This is a genomic window from Brevundimonas sp. (assembly GCF_051858995.1).
Taxonomy (GTDB): Bacteria; Pseudomonadota; Alphaproteobacteria; order Caulobacterales; family Caulobacteraceae; genus Brevundimonas.
In genome coordinates this window covers 104,029-118,015 of record NZ_JBHYGN010000014.1, presented here as the reverse complement: position 1 = coordinate 118,015, position 13,987 = coordinate 104,029, and the positions used below count along the sequence as shown (strand labels likewise).

The window sequence follows — 13,987 nt, the reverse complement described above, 5'->3', positions numbered from 1 at the left end:
GTCAGGCCCGGTTATGACGGCCTTCGGCGAACTCCTCGACCATCCTGGTGCAAAAGGCCGGGAGGTCGTCAGGATTGCGCGAAGTGACCAGACCGTTGTCGACGACGACCTCCTCGTCCACCCAATCAGCGCCTGCGTTCTCAAGATCAACCCTCAGCGAGGGCCAAGAGGTCATCCGTCGACCGCTGACCGCTCCGGCATTGATCAAGGTCCATGGCCCATGGCAGATGGCCGCGACCGGCTTGGAGGCCTCCGTAAAGGCCTGAATGAAGGCGACAGCCTTGTCCTCAAGGCGAAGCGCATCAGGATTGATGACCCCACCCGGCAGGACCAGACCATCATAGTCGCCGGCGTCGGCGTCATTCAGAGCCCGATCAACCGAAACCCTGTCGCCCTTATCGTGGTGTTTGAAGCCCTGGATCTCACCTTCCTTCGGGGAAATGATCTCCACGGTCGCGCCTGCGGCTCTCAAAGCGTCAACAGGCTGGGTCAGCTCGATCTGCTCAAAGCCGTCCGTGGCCAGGACGGCGATCTTCTTTCCGGCGAGCGTGTCGGAAGCCATGGTGGATCTCCTGTGCTGTTGGACATGCGAGGCCAACTGGAGAGGCTCCGAAGCGTTCCTCCGAGCGGCGTCCGGCGCCGAAAAGTCTTCCTGTCAGACTGTGTTCACCAATCGCGGGTTAACCCTCTTCGGTCGGGAGAATTCGCCATGCTGATCATCAAACGCGCCGCCGCCCTGTCCGCCGTTCTGGCCGGGTCGTTGATGTTGCAGGGCTGCCTCGTCGGCGCCGCGGTCGGCGCGGGCGCGGCGGTCGTCGGCGCGGGAGCCGCCGTCGTCGGCGCGGGCGTGGACGCCGTCACCACCTCCGACGAGGAGACCCGGGCCAAGCGCGAACGCGAGCAACGCGAGTGGGAACGCGAACAGCGCCGCTGCGAGCGCCGCCAGCGTCAGGGCAAGGACTGCTAGCCTTCCGAGCCTCGGCTCCCTAGGTTCAGGGCATGATCCCGACCCTGCTCATTCCCGGCCTGATCTGCACGCCCGAGCTGTTCGCGGCCCAGATCCCCGCCCTCTGGCCCCATGGCCCCGTGACGGTCGCCTCCACGCTGCAGGGCGACAGCATCGCCGACATCGCCGCCGCCATCCTGCGCGACGCCCCTGCCCGCTTCGCCCTGGGCGGCCTGTCGATGGGCGGCTATATCGCGCTGGAGATCATGCGGCAGGCGCCGGAACGGGTCGCAAAGCTGGCCCTGCTGGACACTTCGGCCCGTCCCGATGCGCCGGAACAGACCGAAAAGCGCCGCGGCCTGATCCGCCGGGCCCGGGAGGGCGGCTATGACGGGGTTCTGACGGACATCCTGCCCAACCTGCTGCACCCGGATCACCGGACCGATCAGCTCTTGATCGACGTCATGATCCGCATGGGCCAGGTCGTCGGCGCCGAGGGCTTCGCCCGCCAGCAGGGCGCGATCATCGGGCGGATCGATTCCCGCCCTTCCCTGTCGGCCATCGCCGTTCCGACCCTGGTGCTGGTAGGCGATCAGGACGGCGTCACCCCGCCCGAACACGCCCGCGAGATGGCCGACGCGATCCCCGGCGCGAAACTGGTCATCGTCCCAGACGCCGGTCACGTCTCGACGCTGGAACAGCCCGAGGTCGTGAGCGCGGCGCTCGTGGACTGGCTGACCGCCTAGAAGCTCAGGACGCAGCGCTCATTGATGGTCGGGCGCGCCACCTGAATGCGGCACAGGCCCGGCCACTCCGGCTTCAGCTGTCCCACGAACCACAGGCACAGATTCTCCAGCGACGGCAGCTCCAGTCCCTCGTGCTCGTTCAGCATGCCGTGGTCCAGCTTCTCGGCGGCGGCCTTCAGGGCGCGATCCAGCGCGCCCAGGTCGGCGACCCAGTTGTGCTCGGCGTCCAGCGTCTCCGAGCGGATCGTCGCCTCGACCGTAAACGAATGGCCGTGGACGCGGCGATAGATGCTGCCCTCGGGTTCGTTGGGGAAATGGTGGGCCGCGTCGAAGGTGGCCTGTTTGGTGATCTCGAAGACGGGCATTAGCGGACGCCGATGTACTTGTGGGTCTGGACGCTCAGGCGCCACTGGGGGTGGGTCAGGCAGTATTCGATGGCGGCGGCGGTGTTGGCCTCCTGATCAGGGCCATCCATCGGCTGCAGCCAGAAGCGCTCGAACGCGAGCCCCTCGAACCGCTCCGGCATGGCCTTGGGCTGCGGATAGACCAGCTTCAACTCCTGGCCCTTGATCTGGATCACGGGGGCGTCGGCCTTGGGACTGATGCAGATCCAGTCGATGCCGTCCGGCGCCGCGACGGTGCCGTTGCTCTCGATGGCGATTTCAAAGCCGCGCGCATGCAGGGCGTCGATCAGCGGGGCGTCCAGCTGCAGCAGGGGCTCGCCGCCGGTGCACACCACCAGCTTCGGATCGCCCTTGCGACCCCGCCACATCGCGGCGACATGATCGCCCAGCAGGTCCGCCGTGGCGAACTTGCCGCCGCCGTCCCCGTCCGTGCCGACGAAGTCGGTGTCGCAGAAGGTGCATACGGCGGTCGCGCGATCCCGCTCCAGCCCGTTCCATAGATTGCAGCCGGCGAAGCGCAGGAAGACGGCCGGGCGGCCGGCCTGACCGCCCTCCCCCTGCACCGTCAGGAAGATTTCCTTGGCCGCGTAGCTCACCGGCTTTCAACCCATTGCTGGTGCCCCGCCGCCCGCAGTTCGCAGGCCGGGCAGTGGCCGCAGCCGTAGCCCCAGTCGTGACGGTGCTCACGGTCGCCGAGATAGCAGGTGTGCGAAGCGTCCACGATCAGATCAACCAGCGTCGCCCCGCCGATCCGGTCGGCCAGCTCCCAAGTCTGAGCCTTGGTCAGGGCCATCAGCGGGGTGTCGATCACCACCGGCTTGTCCAGCCCAAGGCTGAGCGCCCGCGCCATCGCCTCGACGGTGTCGCGGCGGCAGTCGGGATAGCCCGAGAAGTCGGTCTCGCACATGCCGCCGACCAGCACCTCCAGCCCGCGCCGGTCCGCCAGCGCCGCCGCGCAGGTCAGGAACACCAGATTGCGCCCCGGCACGAAGGTGGTCGGCAGGCCGCGTGCATCCATCTCGATGGCGCGCTCGGCGGTCAGGGCGCTTTCGGCGATCTTGCCATAGCCGGTCAGGTCCACGACGTGGTCCGGCCCCAGCCGGTCCGCCCACTGCGGCAGCACCTTCGCCATACCTTCGCGCACGTTCAGGCGCGCCTCCATCTCGACCGCGTGGCGCTGTCCATAGTCGAAGCCAACCGTCTCGACCCGGTCAAACCGCTCCAGCGCCCAAGCCAGACAGGTTGCGCTGTCCTGCCCGCCGGAGAAGAGAACGAGGGCCGATTTTGCGGGATTCTGGGACAATTCGCTCATGGCAAACCTGCGGTCGGCCGGTCGACCGCGCGCATGGACAAGGGGATGGGGCCTGATTTCGGCGGACCGGCCTTCTACACCCGCGCCCGCCGAAGAGCAAAAGTGGCGACAAGACGGCGAGCAAACCGCTCTTAACCCTTCCGCAAACGGTTATCCGCCATTGTCCACCGGTCGCAGTGGAGTGCCGGCCAGTTATGCCGACGATCGAAAACCTTACGGAACGCGCCGAGCCCATCGGCCCGGATACGCCCGGCAGTGATGTTTTCGCGCGTTTCGAGCGTGAGCCGGATACGCTTGTCATCCCGGTCGTCGACGGCGAACGCCCCATCGGTCTGGTCGAACGCAACGCCTTCCTGCTGAAGATCGCCGGCGCCTTCGGCCATGCGCTCTACGCCAAACGCCCCGTCATCCATGTGATGGATCCCGAACCCGCCGTGGTCGAGGCCGGGGTCAGCATCGACGCCTTCTGCGACAACCTGCTGAAGGGCGGCCCGGGCGCGCTGATGCGCGGCTTCATCGTCACCCGCGCCGGTCGCTACCATGGCGTCGGCACCGCCGTTTCCCTGCTGCAGGCCGTCAATGACAAGCAGCGTCGTCAGAACGAGGAGCTGGCTGATCAGGCCCGCGTCCTGACCGACACCCGCACACAGGCCCTCGCCGCCGCGCGCGCCAAAAGCCAGTTCCTGGCCATCATGAGCCATGAGCTGCGCACGCCCATGAACGGCGTGCTGGCTGTCGCCGAACTGCTGCGCCGCCAGCCGCTGAACGCCCAGGCCCAGGGCCACGTCGCCACCATCGTGGAGTCGTCCGAGACCCTGCTGCGCATCCTCCAGGATGCGCTGGACCTGTCGCGGGCCGAAGCCGGCGAACTGGAGCTGAACGCCGAGGCCACCCCGCTGCGCGCCTTGATGGACGACGTCGAGGCCATGTGGGCGCCCCGCGCCTCGCAGGACAACGTCACCCTGATGGTCAGCTACGAGGGCGACACCGAACTGGCCGCCGTCATCGACGGCATGCGCCTGAAGCAGGTGTTCAACAACCTGATCGGCAATGCCCTGAAATTCGCCCGCAACGGCGTGGTCGAGGCCGGGCTGAAGGCCGTGGCCGAGGGTGACCGAATCCGTCTGGAAGCCCGCGTCCGCGACGACGGTCCGGGCATCGACGCCGCCCGCGTGGACGCCATCTTCGAACCCTTCGTGCACGGCTCCGGCCCCGACGGCGCCGGTCTGGGCCTGTCGATCTGCCGCCAGATCGTCGACCGCATGGACGGCCGCATCTGGGCCGAGAACAACCCGGGCCGCGGCGCCACCTTCGCCTTCGACCTGACCGTCGAACTGGCAGAGCTGGAAGCCGCCCCCGCCTCGAACGTCGAAAGCCTGCCCGATCTGGACCTGCAGGACAGCCCGCACATCCTGATCGTCGACGACAACGCGACCAACCGCGTCGTGGCCCAGGCCCTGTGCGAGATGTTCGGCTGCACCTCCGAGACCGCCGAGGACGGCGTCGAGGCGGTGGAGGCCGTTCAGGAGCGTCGCTTCGACCTGATCCTGATGGACATCAAGATGCCGCGCATGGACGGCGTTCAGGCCACCCAGGCCATCCGCGCCCTCGACGGCCCGGTCAGTCGCACGCCCATCGTCGCCCTGACCGCCAACGCCGATCCGGAAGACGCGCGCAAATACCTGTCCATCGGCATGGCCGCCGTGGTCGAGAAGCCGATCAAGCCGGAACGCCTGCGCATGGCCATGAACGCCGCGCTGGAACAGGCGGCCCAGATCGCCATCGACGAAGCCGCTCCCGCCATGAGCGTGGCGAAGGCTCGCTCGGTCGCCTGATCAGGCGGCCGTCGCCTCGGCGTCATCCTCTTCCTCATAGCCGACCAGCCGTAGCGCCCGCGCGGCCTGGCCGTTCAGCTCGCACCAACGCAGCAGCCCTTCCTCGCGCCCGTGGGTGATCCACACCTCCTCGGGCTTCAGTTCGGTGAAGGTGGCGGTCAGTTCGGGCCAGTCGGCATGGTCCGACAGCACCAGAGGCAGCTCCACGCCGCGCTGGCGGGCGCGGGCCTTCACCAGCATCCAGCCCGAGGCGAAGGCCAGCACCGGATCGGCGAACCGTCGGGCCCAGCGGTCCTGGGTCGCCGACGGCGGCGCGATCACCACCTCGCCCGGCAGCACATTGCGCGCCTTGCCCGGCTCCACCAGCGCCATCGGCCCCAGATCGACGCCCTCCCGCTCATACAGCCGGTTCAGCCGCTCCAGCGCCCCGTGGACGTGGATGGTCCGGTCCCAGCCCGCCTCGCGCAGCAGACAGATCAGCCGCTGCGCCTTCCCCAGCGCATAGGCGCCGATCAGATGCGTCCGCTCCGGAAACTGACGCAGAGACCGGACCAGCCGCCCGATCTCGTCGGCGTCCGGCGGATGCACGAACACAGGCAGGCCGAAGGTCGCCTCCGAAATGAAGACGTGACAGGGCACGGGCTCGAACGGCGCGCAGGTCGGGTCGCGGCGGCGCTTGTAGTCGCCGGAGACCACCATTCTCACACCACGCCACTGGATCACCGCCTGGGCGGAGCCCAGCACATGGCCCGCCGGGACAAGGGTGATCTGCACCCCGTTGTGGGAGGCCGTCTCGCCATGGGCCACGCCGTCCCGACGCAGGGTGAAGTCCTCACCATAGCGCTCGGCCATGATGGCCAGGGTCTGGTGAGTCGCCAGCACCGCGCCGTGGCCGGAGCGCGCGTGGTCCGCATGGCCATGGGTGATCACCGCCCGATCCACGGGCGCCACCGGATCGATGTAGAAATCCCCCGGCGGGCAATACAGCCCCGCCGGCGTTGGCTTCAGCAAGTCCTCGAAACGGATCATCCGGCCTTCACGCCCTCCCGATCGCATCAGAACGCACGAGCGGCGCTTGCGCTCAACCGCCGAAGCCGCAGATAGCTGGACACATGCCCTCGCCCGAACTCGCCGCCATCCTGCCGCAGCTCGCCTCGGCCTCCGCCCACACCCATGCGCTGGGCTTCTCCTTTGACGGCGTCGCCGGCGACCGCGTGCGCCTCAAGGTCCCGTGGCGCGAGGATCTGGTCGGTGATCCCGAAACCGAGGTGCTGGCCGGCGGCTTGGTCACCGCCCTGCTGGACCACGCAGGCGGTCTGGCCGTCTGGATCGCCCTGGACCGGTTTGAGCCCGTCGCCACCCTGGACCTGCGGGTCGACTACATGCGCGCCGCTCGCCCGCGCACCGGCCTGATCGCCGAGGCCCGCTGCTTCCGCCTGACCAGCTCCATCGCCTTCGTCCGCGCCTGGGCCTTCGAGGATGATCCCGAGGATCCCGTGGCCGCGGCCCAGTCCGCCTACATCCTGACCGCCGGACATGGGCGAAAGCCGGGCGCCAATCTGAAGCCGCGCCGGGAGGCCGGGGAATGAGCGACCTGCTGACCACACTGCCCTACGCCCGCTTCCTCGGCCTGCTGACGCAGCGCGAGGGCGATCTGCTGACGGTGACCATGCCGTTCGCGGACAAGCTGATCGGAAACCCGGTCCTGCCCGCCCTGCACGGCGGGTCGACGGCGGCGATGCTGGAACTGACCGCCGTGGCCCAGGTCGCGGTCCTCTATCCCCGGCTGGCGCTGCCGCGACCGATCAATGTGTCGGTGACCTATCTACGCTCGGGACGCCCGCTGGACGTTCACGCCCGCGCCCGCATCAGCAAGGCCGGGCGTCGCGTGGCCCATGTTCAGGCCGAGGCCTGGCAGGACGATGAGGCCCAGCCCATCGCCGCTCTCAGCGCACACTTTCTGGTGGCCGAACACGACCTTTAGTTGTCATGGTTAACATCTTATGATTGATTCTCCCGGTGACACAACGTCATCGGGAGAATCAGAATGACCAGACACGCCGTCGGCGAAGCCCTCGCCGTCCGCCTCTACGCCGCTGAAACCGCGATCGATCAGGCGCTCGCCGAAACCGCCTTTCTGGCGGCGGCCCTGCCCGCCGCGCGGGCGGACGCCTATCTGTCGGCTGTGACCGGCCAGCGCGTCTTCGACGGCGCCGCCGCCAGCATCAGCGCCCTCGCTGAAGCGCGGTCCCACCTCGTCCAGACCCATACGGCCCTGGCCGCCCTCGCGCGCAAGCTGGGGCTGGAGACGCTCGCCATCGGTCCGCTGGACAAACCGGGCGACCAACCGCCCCTGCCGGGCGGCGTGGAACCTGAGAAAACGCCGCTAGTTGACTAACAAGGTAAACAAACCGCTGACAAACAAGGCAAACAAAATACTACCGAACACTACCACTCCGTGTTAATGTCTCAGTTACCGTGTTTTTGTTTCGGAGGGTTTTATGGATAAGGCTGAAGTCATCGCCAGCGTCGCCGGCGACCTGAATTCGACTGAACAAGCGATCGACGCCGCGATCGCCAAGGCGACCACTCTGGTGCAGGCCATGATCGGCGCCCGCACCGCTCTCAGCCTGTCCCCCGTGGCCGGCGCCGAAGCCCAGGCCAAGGCGATGGAGGCGATCGCCGCCCTCAGCGCCGCCCGCTCGGCCGTCGTGGCCAGCCACGAAGAACTCGCCAAGGACCACCGCCGTCTCGGCTGGGGCACCTACGCCATCGGCATTCTGGACAAGCCGGCCGAAACCGGCCCGGAGCAGAAGCCGGTCGGCCGCCTCCGCGCGGTTTAATTCGGCGTAATGTCCGCCGCCGGTCATTCCGGTTTGCGCAGACTCGATGCAAAGTCGCCCTCATGCCGTTCGGCATGGGGGCGATTTCATGTTTGACACCCTCGCATCGCAGATCGGCTTCGCAATCGCGGTGCTGGTCACGGCGTTTGCGTTCCTCAAGGGCGATGAACCCGAGCGCGTCGGCGCCGGCGCCTATATGCTTGGCCTGTTCGCGTCCCAGCTGGTTCAGGACAAGGGCGCGCTGCACGGCACCCAATGGGGACTGATGGCCATCGACGCCGTCTTCTGGCGGTCTGCATCGGTCTTGCCTGGAAAAGCCGCCGCGCCTGGCCGGTCTGGGTCTGCGCCCTTCAATCGCTGATCGTGATGAGCCATCTTCTGACCCTCGTCGATCTGCGCCCGTCCATGACCGCCTTCTTCGCGGTCATCAATCTCGCCAGCGCCGGCGTCCTCATCGCCATCGCCGTAGGGACCTTCTGGGCCTGGCAGGAGCGACGGGCGGCGGGGCTGGAGTAACCTCCGGAGTACCCTCCCCATGGCCGAGTTCCGCGACCAGACCCTGACCGGCGTCCAGACCCTCGACGACAACATCTACATCAGGTGCGAGTTCATCAACGCCCGCCTCGTCTATCAGGGCGGCGCGGCCCCGGGCTTCGACTCCTGCACCTTCGAAGACGCCGAATTCGTGTTTGAGGGCGCCGCGGCGCGCACCCTGGGCTTCCTCAGGGGAATGTCCTCAGCCGACACCAACATGCGCGACATCGTTCTGGGTTTCCTGCCCGGACTGCGCTGACGCGAAAGCGTTGACCGCCGAGGGCCATAGGCGGATATTCCTAGCTCGAATCAGCGAGCTGACGTCTTGCCCCTGTCCCACGCCCAGATCTGGACCGCTATCGACCGCCTCGCGCGGCGCGAGGGGCTGAGCGCCTCGGCCCTCGCCCGCCGCGCGGGTCTGGATGCGACCAGCTTCAACCCGTCCAAGCGGTTCGGCCCTGGCGAGCCGCCGCGCCCGCGCTGGCCCTCGACCGAAAGCCTGACCCGCATTCTGACCGTCACCGGCCTGACGCTCGGCGATTTCGCCGATCTGGCCCATGACGCGCCGGGACCGCGCACCATTCCCCTGCTGGGCATGGCCCAGGCAGGTCAGGACGGCTTCTTCGACGACGCGGGCCTGCCCACCGGCGAAGGCTGGGACCAGACCGAACTGCCCCTTCCGTCGGACAGCCTGCTCAGCCTGCGCATCACCGGCGACTCGATGGCGCCCCTCTATCGCGAGGGCGACAAGGTGATCGTGGATCGCGAGGCCTCTGACGTCCGCCGCGGTGACCGCGTCGTCGTGCGCACCACCGGCGGCGAGACCCTGGCCAAGGAGATCGCCTCCCTGACCGCGAAGTCGGTGACCCTGGCCTCGGTCAACCCGGCCTACCCGCCTCGCGCCGTGCCTCGCGGCGACATCGTCTGGATGGGCCGCATCCTCTGGGTCAGCCAGTAGCGCCTTCGCTCAAGCAGCCCCGCGGCGACGGTTGGCGCTAAAAGAGAAAGGAGCCGCCCCTCTCGGGACGACTCCTTCAACCTTCAGGCGCTTAAGCAGCGAGCGACCGCGTCGAGAGCGTTCGCGCCCCCGAGATCAGTAGGCGCTGACGTAGTGGGCGTTCACCCAGCCGCCGCCGGCGATCTGGACCCATTCACCCTGCGAGCCGATGGCCGAGAAGGGCTGGCCCGCCGACAGGCTGCCGACCTGGCGATAGCCGGTGCCGGGGCCCGAACGGATGCGCAGGTTCGACGAGGCGCGATACTGTGCGCCGCTCTGGGCATTGGCGTCAGCACGGGCGCGCTGCTGGTTACAGCCGATGTACGAGCCCGCGGCCGCACCGGCGGCGGCGCCGCCGACGGCGCCGAGGGTGCGCTCATTGCTGGAAATCTGGCTGCCCGCCAGACCACCCACCACCGCGCCGATCAGGGCGCCGGCGCGCTGACGACCACCGGGGGCGTCGCAGTTGGTGATGCCGTTGGCCTGCTGGGCCGCGGCGGCGGTCGGAAGGGCCATCGGGGCCAGGCCGCCCAGCATGGCGGCGGCGGCGATAGCGACGGTGATTTTCTTGTTCGACATGGCTCTGCTCCTGTCATCGAGTTGGTCGATGAAATGCAGAATGCAATTGCGAACCTGAAGGCTCCCGTAGAGCTGTCGTTATATTCGGTTCATCTTCATTAAGGCGCGCGTCTGGCCGATCAGGCGAAAGGCCTCGACCGCGTTCGACACCACCCGGTGCTTGCGGCCCGGAAACTGGAAATCCATCACCCGCGCCCACAGGTGCAGGAAGCGGTCATGCGAGGCCAGAACGGTCACCGCCGACCGCTCCGGGCGGTGGAAGAGGCCCATCAGGCGCTCTATCTGGCCCACCGAGGCGTCTATCGGCACGATCCGGGCCTCGACGATCCAGTCCCAGCTCCACAGGTCCGGCATGGCCCTGAGCAGCGCCATCGCCTGATCCAGCGCCCGCTCGGCGCTGATGCCGTTGTTCAGATCCAGATGCAGGATCCGCTGGGCGTGGTCGACATGGTGGCGCAGCAAGGAACGCTCCCGTTGAACGGGACGCGTAACGCCTTCCCGTTCAGGGAGTTGCCGGCGAGCCGTCAGGCCAGTTCGCCGTTGGCGCCCTTTTCGATCAGCTCGATCGTCCGCGGCAGGCCGTAGATGGCGGCGAACGAGCCGAAGCGCGGCCCCTGAGACGCGCCCAGCAGCACCTCGTACAGCGCCCCGAACCAGGCCCGCAGCGGCTCGAAGGCGTGCGCCTTGCCCACCGCATAGACCTCGTTCTGGATCGTCTCGCCGTCGGTCGTATCGGCCGGAAGCGCCTTCAGCCGTTCGGCCAGGTCCAGCAGCGCCGCCTTCTCCTGCTCGGTCGGCAGGCGGAAGGACTTCGTCGGGCGAACGAAGTCTTCGTAGTAGTTCAGCGCATGACCCATCAGCCGGTCGAGCGTCGGCTCATTTTCCGGCGTCGCGTCCGGCAGATACTTGGCGAAATAGGCCCACAGCTGCTCCTTCGACGAGGCGTTGGCCACGCCGACGAGGTTCAGCAGCAGACTGAACGAGACCGGGCTGGCGACCTTCGGCGGATTGCCCGCGTGGATCGACCACACGGCGTTGTCGATCTGCTTGGCCGGCTCCTGCGTCTGGAACTGGTCGATGAACGACAGATAGTCGTCGATCGCGCGCGGAATGACGTTGAAGTGCAGCGACTTGGCCGACTTCGGCGACTGGAACATGTACCAGCTCAGGCTCTCCGGCGTGCCGTAGCGCAGCCACTCGTCCATCGTCAGGCCATTGCCCTTGGACTTGGAGATCTTCTTGCCTTCGATGTCGAGGAAGAGCTCATAGTTGAAGCCCTCCGGCGGCACGCCGCCCAAGGCGCGACACAGCTTGGAGCTCTCGCGCACGCTCTCGATCAGGTCCTTGCCCGACATCTCGTAATCGACGTCCAGCGCGACCCAGCGCATGGCCCAGTCGGGCTTCCACTGCAGCTTCACATTCCCGCCGGTGACCGGCAGCTCGGTGCGGTTGCCCGGCTCGCCCGCCGGATCCTCGAAGGTGATGGTCCCGGCCTCGACGTTGCGCTCCAGCGTCGGCACCTGCAGCACATGGCCGGTGATCGGGCTGACCGGGAGGAAGGGCGAATAGGTCGCGCGCCGCTCCTCGCCCAGCGTCGGCAGCATGATCGCCATGACGGCGTCAAACCGCTCCAGCAGGCGCAGCAGCACCTCGTCGAACCGGCCCGAGCGATAGGTCTCCGTCGAGCTCATGAACTCGTAATCGAAGCCGAAGCTGTCGAGGAAGGCCTGCAGACGGGCGTTGTTATGCGCGCCGAAGCTGTCGTGCGTCCCGAACGGATCGCGCACGCGGGTCAGCGACAGGTGCAGGTCCTCGCGCAGCATCTCCGGGTTCGGAATGCCCTCGGGCACCTTGCGCAGGCCGTCCATGTCGTCACTGAAGGCGATCAGGCGCGTCGGCCAGTGGTCGCCGGTCAGGGCGCGGAAAGCGTTGCGCACCATGGTCGTGCGCGCCACCTCGCCGAAGGTGCCCATGTGCGGCAGGCCCGACGGACCATAGCCCGTCTCCAGAATCACCGGCCGCTGCAGCGCCGGGAAGGTCGCCAGCGCCTCATCCGCCTTGCCCGCGTCGATCAGCAGTTTCGCCGCATCCCGCTCGGCGTCGCTCAGCCGCTTCTTCAGAACGTGGTTCAGAAGATTGCGGGCCTGTTCAAACGGCCACGACCTGGCGTCGCGCGCGAGGAGTTCGATGTTCTGCAGCATGGGACGGGCTTTGCCGCCTCAGGACGCGTGGGTCAACGCCTGCGTGACGTTCCGCCCTTCCGCACCGTCCCCGCCACCACCGCAGCCCCTGAAGCCACGATCAGCAGGTCCTCGATCAGACCGCTCTTCGTCTGACCGATCCGGCGCATGGCCCGCTTGCGGCCCGCCAGAGTGAGATAGGCCAACGGCACGGCGGTCAGCACGGCGACCAACCCGCCCGCCCGCTCCCGCCCCTTCGGCGCCAGGGCCGAGCCGGCGATGCCCGCGCTCATCACCCGCGCCAGCAGGCCAAGGAAGACCGTCCGGTCCGGCGCCGACTTCATCTTGTCGCCGTAGAGTTCCCCCACCCCCATCGCCAGCGCCCCGGCCGTGAACAGGGGATGGGTCAGCAGGCGCAGCCTTCCCGGTGTCTTGCGTTTCGCCAGATGGGCGGCGGCCAGGGCGGCCATGGGCGTCATCGACCGGGCGCTGGCTACGGCGCCGATCAGAGCGGAGGGAAGTAGGTCGGGGGCTTTCATGCCGAAGCAACCGCCGTGCGGCGCTTCGGTTCACAGCGGCGCTAAATCAGCAGTGGAACGCACATCAGGACCGCGGATCTGGCTGTGCCGGTTGCTGAACCGCGCATCCTTGCCTCGCTCTAGAACGAAGTCGCCGGTCGTCAGGTCGAGCACCTGCGTCCGCAACTCGTAGATCGCGCCGGACGGTGTCTCCAGCCGCGTGGAGCCCATGCCCAGTTCGACACACTCGTCTTCGATGCAAACCGCCGGACGCCATGACACCGGCGCTTCGTGCGTCTCTCCCATTCCACCGATCCGATACAGCCGCCGTAGCAACCCCGGTTCGGCCTCGGACTGGAGCGTGAAGGGCGCCTTCGGGCTCTCCCGCACGAGGATCACCTCCTCGTCTTCCCGGCGGGAGGGATCTCCAGTCAGCCGCTGCGCCCGGACACCGCCAAAGCGGGTGCGCCCACCCCTGCCTTCACGATCCCGACGACCAAACTGCGCCACCGCCGGAAAATGGGCTTCGATATCCGAGGTCAGGCGGCCGCCCACGGCCCGCTTGGTGACGTTGATCGCACTGAACGCCCGGCCCTCGCCCACCAGCGCCCCGGCCTCATAGACATCCAGTTCGGTAGGCGAGCGGGCGTCGTTGAACACATAGATCGTCGCCTTGTGCGGCAGGCCCAGATCGACTTCCGCCCCGCGCCGCGGCTTGTGCCCCGGCGCCCAGCATCGCGGCTGGAGGCCCAGTATGCCCATCCGCCCGCCGGACAGCGGGAACCAGAGAGGCTCGCCGTATTCCTCGATCCAGTCCATCAGCCCGATCACCGAACTTTCGAACCGGTCGGGAATGTCGTGAGTCTCGCAGCGCGTCACGACCGTGCGCCGCAGCGCCCCCCCGTCCCCCTCAAACCGGACTTCAGTCTCGACGTTATAGCGGTGCTCAATGCAGCCGCCGAGCATCGCCGCCGAAAGCAGCAGGGCGGTCGCTGAACGCCAGGACATGACAGGCACCGCCGAACTCCCCACCATCGGTCCGATGGGGCCACTTGTTCACGACCGACCTGAAGCAAGGCTTAAGCGCCCGGGA

22 protein-coding genes are annotated in these 13,987 nt (G+C 67.7%); 12 read left to right on the top strand and 10 right to left on the bottom strand.

From position 1 onward, the window contains the following. Window position 1: 1 nt before the first annotated feature. Entirely contained in the window at window positions 2-562 is a 561-nt protein-coding gene (locus ACTIEF_RS16620) for a type 1 glutamine amidotransferase domain-containing protein (RefSeq protein ID WP_439473245.1), read from the bottom strand. A gap of 147 nt (window positions 563-709) precedes the next feature. On the opposite strand from ACTIEF_RS16620, the gene ACTIEF_RS16615 reads away from it, so the two are divergent. Both ACTIEF_RS16615 and ACTIEF_RS16610 read left to right on the top strand, forming a co-directional pair. Further along, window positions 710-967: a hypothetical protein gene (locus ACTIEF_RS16615; protein WP_439473244.1), complete on the top strand. Its 258-nt coding sequence runs from the start codon at window positions 710-712 to the stop codon at window positions 965-967. A 32-nt stretch (window positions 968-999) separates the two neighbouring features. Beyond that, window positions 1,000-1,692, top strand: coding sequence for an alpha/beta fold hydrolase (locus ACTIEF_RS16610; RefSeq protein ID WP_439473243.1), 693 nt, complete (start codon window positions 1,000-1,002; stop codon window positions 1,690-1,692). Here the strand turns inward: ACTIEF_RS16610 and ACTIEF_RS16605 are convergent. Genes ACTIEF_RS16605 through queC form a run of 3 tightly spaced genes read right to left on the bottom strand, consistent with a single transcriptional unit; the run spans window position 1,689 to window position 3,399 of the window. After that, window positions 1,689-2,057, bottom strand: a complete 369-nt coding sequence (locus tag ACTIEF_RS16605) for a 6-pyruvoyl trahydropterin synthase family protein (RefSeq protein WP_439473242.1) — start codon at window positions 2,055-2,057, stop codon at window positions 1,689-1,691. The genes ACTIEF_RS16610 and ACTIEF_RS16605 overlap by 4 nt on opposite strands. Further along, on the bottom strand, window positions 2,057-2,692 hold the full coding sequence (gene queE / locus ACTIEF_RS16600) for a 7-carboxy-7-deazaguanine synthase (protein ID WP_439473241.1): 636 nt from the start codon (window positions 2,690-2,692) through the stop codon (window positions 2,057-2,059). Before queE ends, ACTIEF_RS16605 begins: the two co-directional genes overlap by 1 nt. After that, window positions 2,689-3,399 carry a 7-cyano-7-deazaguanine synthase QueC gene (gene queC / locus ACTIEF_RS16595; RefSeq protein WP_439473286.1) on the bottom strand — a complete coding sequence of 237 codons (711 nt, stop codon included), beginning with the start codon at window positions 3,397-3,399 and terminating at the stop codon, window positions 2,689-2,691. Before queC ends, queE begins: the two co-directional genes overlap by 4 nt. A gap of 203 nt (window positions 3,400-3,602) precedes the next feature. Between queC and ACTIEF_RS16590 the strand changes: the two genes are divergently transcribed. Continuing rightward, the gene (locus tag ACTIEF_RS16590) at window positions 3,603-5,243 is read left to right on the top strand and encodes a response regulator (protein ID WP_439473240.1); all 1,641 of its coding nucleotides are present in this window, start codon (window positions 3,603-3,605) and stop codon (window positions 5,241-5,243) included. Here the strand turns inward: ACTIEF_RS16590 and ACTIEF_RS16585 are convergent, their stop codons facing one another. Then, a complete protein-coding gene (locus ACTIEF_RS16585) occupies window positions 5,244-6,272 on the bottom strand; it encodes a ligase-associated DNA damage response exonuclease (protein ID WP_439473239.1) in 1,029 nt (342 codons plus the stop codon). It abuts the gene before it with no gap. An 83-nt stretch (window positions 6,273-6,355) separates the two neighbouring features. On the opposite strand from ACTIEF_RS16585, the gene ACTIEF_RS16580 reads away from it, so the two are divergent. The 9 genes from ACTIEF_RS16580 (at window position 6,356) to ACTIEF_RS16540 (ending at window position 9,578) form a co-directional block, all read left to right on the top strand. Next, complete coding sequence (locus ACTIEF_RS16580) at window positions 6,356-6,832, top strand: PaaI family thioesterase (protein ID WP_439473238.1); 477 nt, start codon at window positions 6,356-6,358, stop codon at window positions 6,830-6,832. After that, a complete protein-coding gene (locus ACTIEF_RS16575) occupies window positions 6,829-7,227 on the top strand; it encodes a PaaI family thioesterase (RefSeq protein WP_439473237.1) in 399 nt (132 codons plus the stop codon). Before ACTIEF_RS16580 ends, ACTIEF_RS16575 begins: the two co-directional genes overlap by 4 nt. Window positions 7,228-7,290: 63 nt before the next feature. Then, window positions 7,291-7,641: a hypothetical protein gene (locus ACTIEF_RS16570; RefSeq protein WP_439473236.1), complete on the top strand. Its 351-nt coding sequence runs from the start codon at window positions 7,291-7,293 to the stop codon at window positions 7,639-7,641. Between the two features lie 103 nt (window positions 7,642-7,744). After that, entirely contained in the window at window positions 7,745-8,086 is a 342-nt protein-coding gene (locus ACTIEF_RS16565) for a hypothetical protein (RefSeq protein ID WP_439473235.1), read from the top strand. 88 nt (window positions 8,087-8,174) lie between these two features. Further along, window positions 8,175-8,447, top strand: coding sequence for a hypothetical protein (locus ACTIEF_RS16560; RefSeq protein ID WP_439473234.1), 273 nt, complete (start codon window positions 8,175-8,177; stop codon window positions 8,445-8,447). Between the two features lie 5 nt (window positions 8,448-8,452). Further along, a complete protein-coding gene (locus tag ACTIEF_RS16555) occupies window positions 8,453-8,602 on the top strand; it encodes a hypothetical protein (protein WP_439473233.1) in 150 nt (49 codons plus the stop codon). Beyond that, window positions 8,563-8,649, top strand: a complete 87-nt coding sequence (locus tag ACTIEF_RS16550) for a hypothetical protein (RefSeq protein WP_439473285.1) — start codon at window positions 8,563-8,565, stop codon at window positions 8,647-8,649. The genes ACTIEF_RS16555 and ACTIEF_RS16550 overlap by 40 nt, the downstream gene beginning before the upstream one ends. Beyond that, window positions 8,622-8,879 (top strand): hypothetical protein, encoded by a 258-nt coding sequence (locus ACTIEF_RS16545; RefSeq protein ID WP_439473232.1) that lies wholly within the window; start codon window positions 8,622-8,624, stop codon window positions 8,877-8,879. Before ACTIEF_RS16550 ends, ACTIEF_RS16545 begins: the two co-directional genes overlap by 28 nt. Before the next feature lie 66 nt (window positions 8,880-8,945). Beyond that, window positions 8,946-9,578, top strand: coding sequence for a S24 family peptidase (locus ACTIEF_RS16540; protein WP_439473231.1), 633 nt, complete (start codon window positions 8,946-8,948; stop codon window positions 9,576-9,578). A gap of 135 nt (window positions 9,579-9,713) precedes the next feature. Here the strand turns inward: ACTIEF_RS16540 and ACTIEF_RS16535 are convergent, their stop codons facing one another. The 5 genes from ACTIEF_RS16535 to ACTIEF_RS16515 form a co-directional block, all read right to left on the bottom strand. After that, window positions 9,714-10,196, bottom strand: a complete 483-nt coding sequence (locus ACTIEF_RS16535; RefSeq protein WP_439473230.1) for an SH3 domain-containing protein — start codon at window positions 10,194-10,196, stop codon at window positions 9,714-9,716. 78 nt (window positions 10,197-10,274) lie between these two features. Next, the gene (locus ACTIEF_RS16530; RefSeq protein WP_439473229.1) at window positions 10,275-10,658 is read right to left on the bottom strand and encodes a hypothetical protein; all 384 of its coding nucleotides are present in this window, start codon (window positions 10,656-10,658) and stop codon (window positions 10,275-10,277) included. A 62-nt stretch (window positions 10,659-10,720) separates the two neighbouring features. After that, window positions 10,721-12,397 carry a lysine--tRNA ligase gene (locus ACTIEF_RS16525; protein ID WP_439473228.1) on the bottom strand — a complete coding sequence of 559 codons (1,677 nt, stop codon included), beginning with the start codon at window positions 12,395-12,397 and terminating at the stop codon, window positions 10,721-10,723. Window positions 12,398-12,429: 32 nt separating this feature from the next. Beyond that, window positions 12,430-12,915: a hypothetical protein gene (locus ACTIEF_RS16520; protein WP_439473227.1), complete on the bottom strand. Its 486-nt coding sequence runs from the start codon at window positions 12,913-12,915 to the stop codon at window positions 12,430-12,432. A 30-nt stretch (window positions 12,916-12,945) separates the two neighbouring features. After that, window positions 12,946-13,902, bottom strand: coding sequence for a hypothetical protein (locus ACTIEF_RS16515; RefSeq protein WP_439473226.1), 957 nt, complete (start codon window positions 13,900-13,902; stop codon window positions 12,946-12,948). Window positions 13,903-13,987 lie beyond the last annotated feature (85 nt).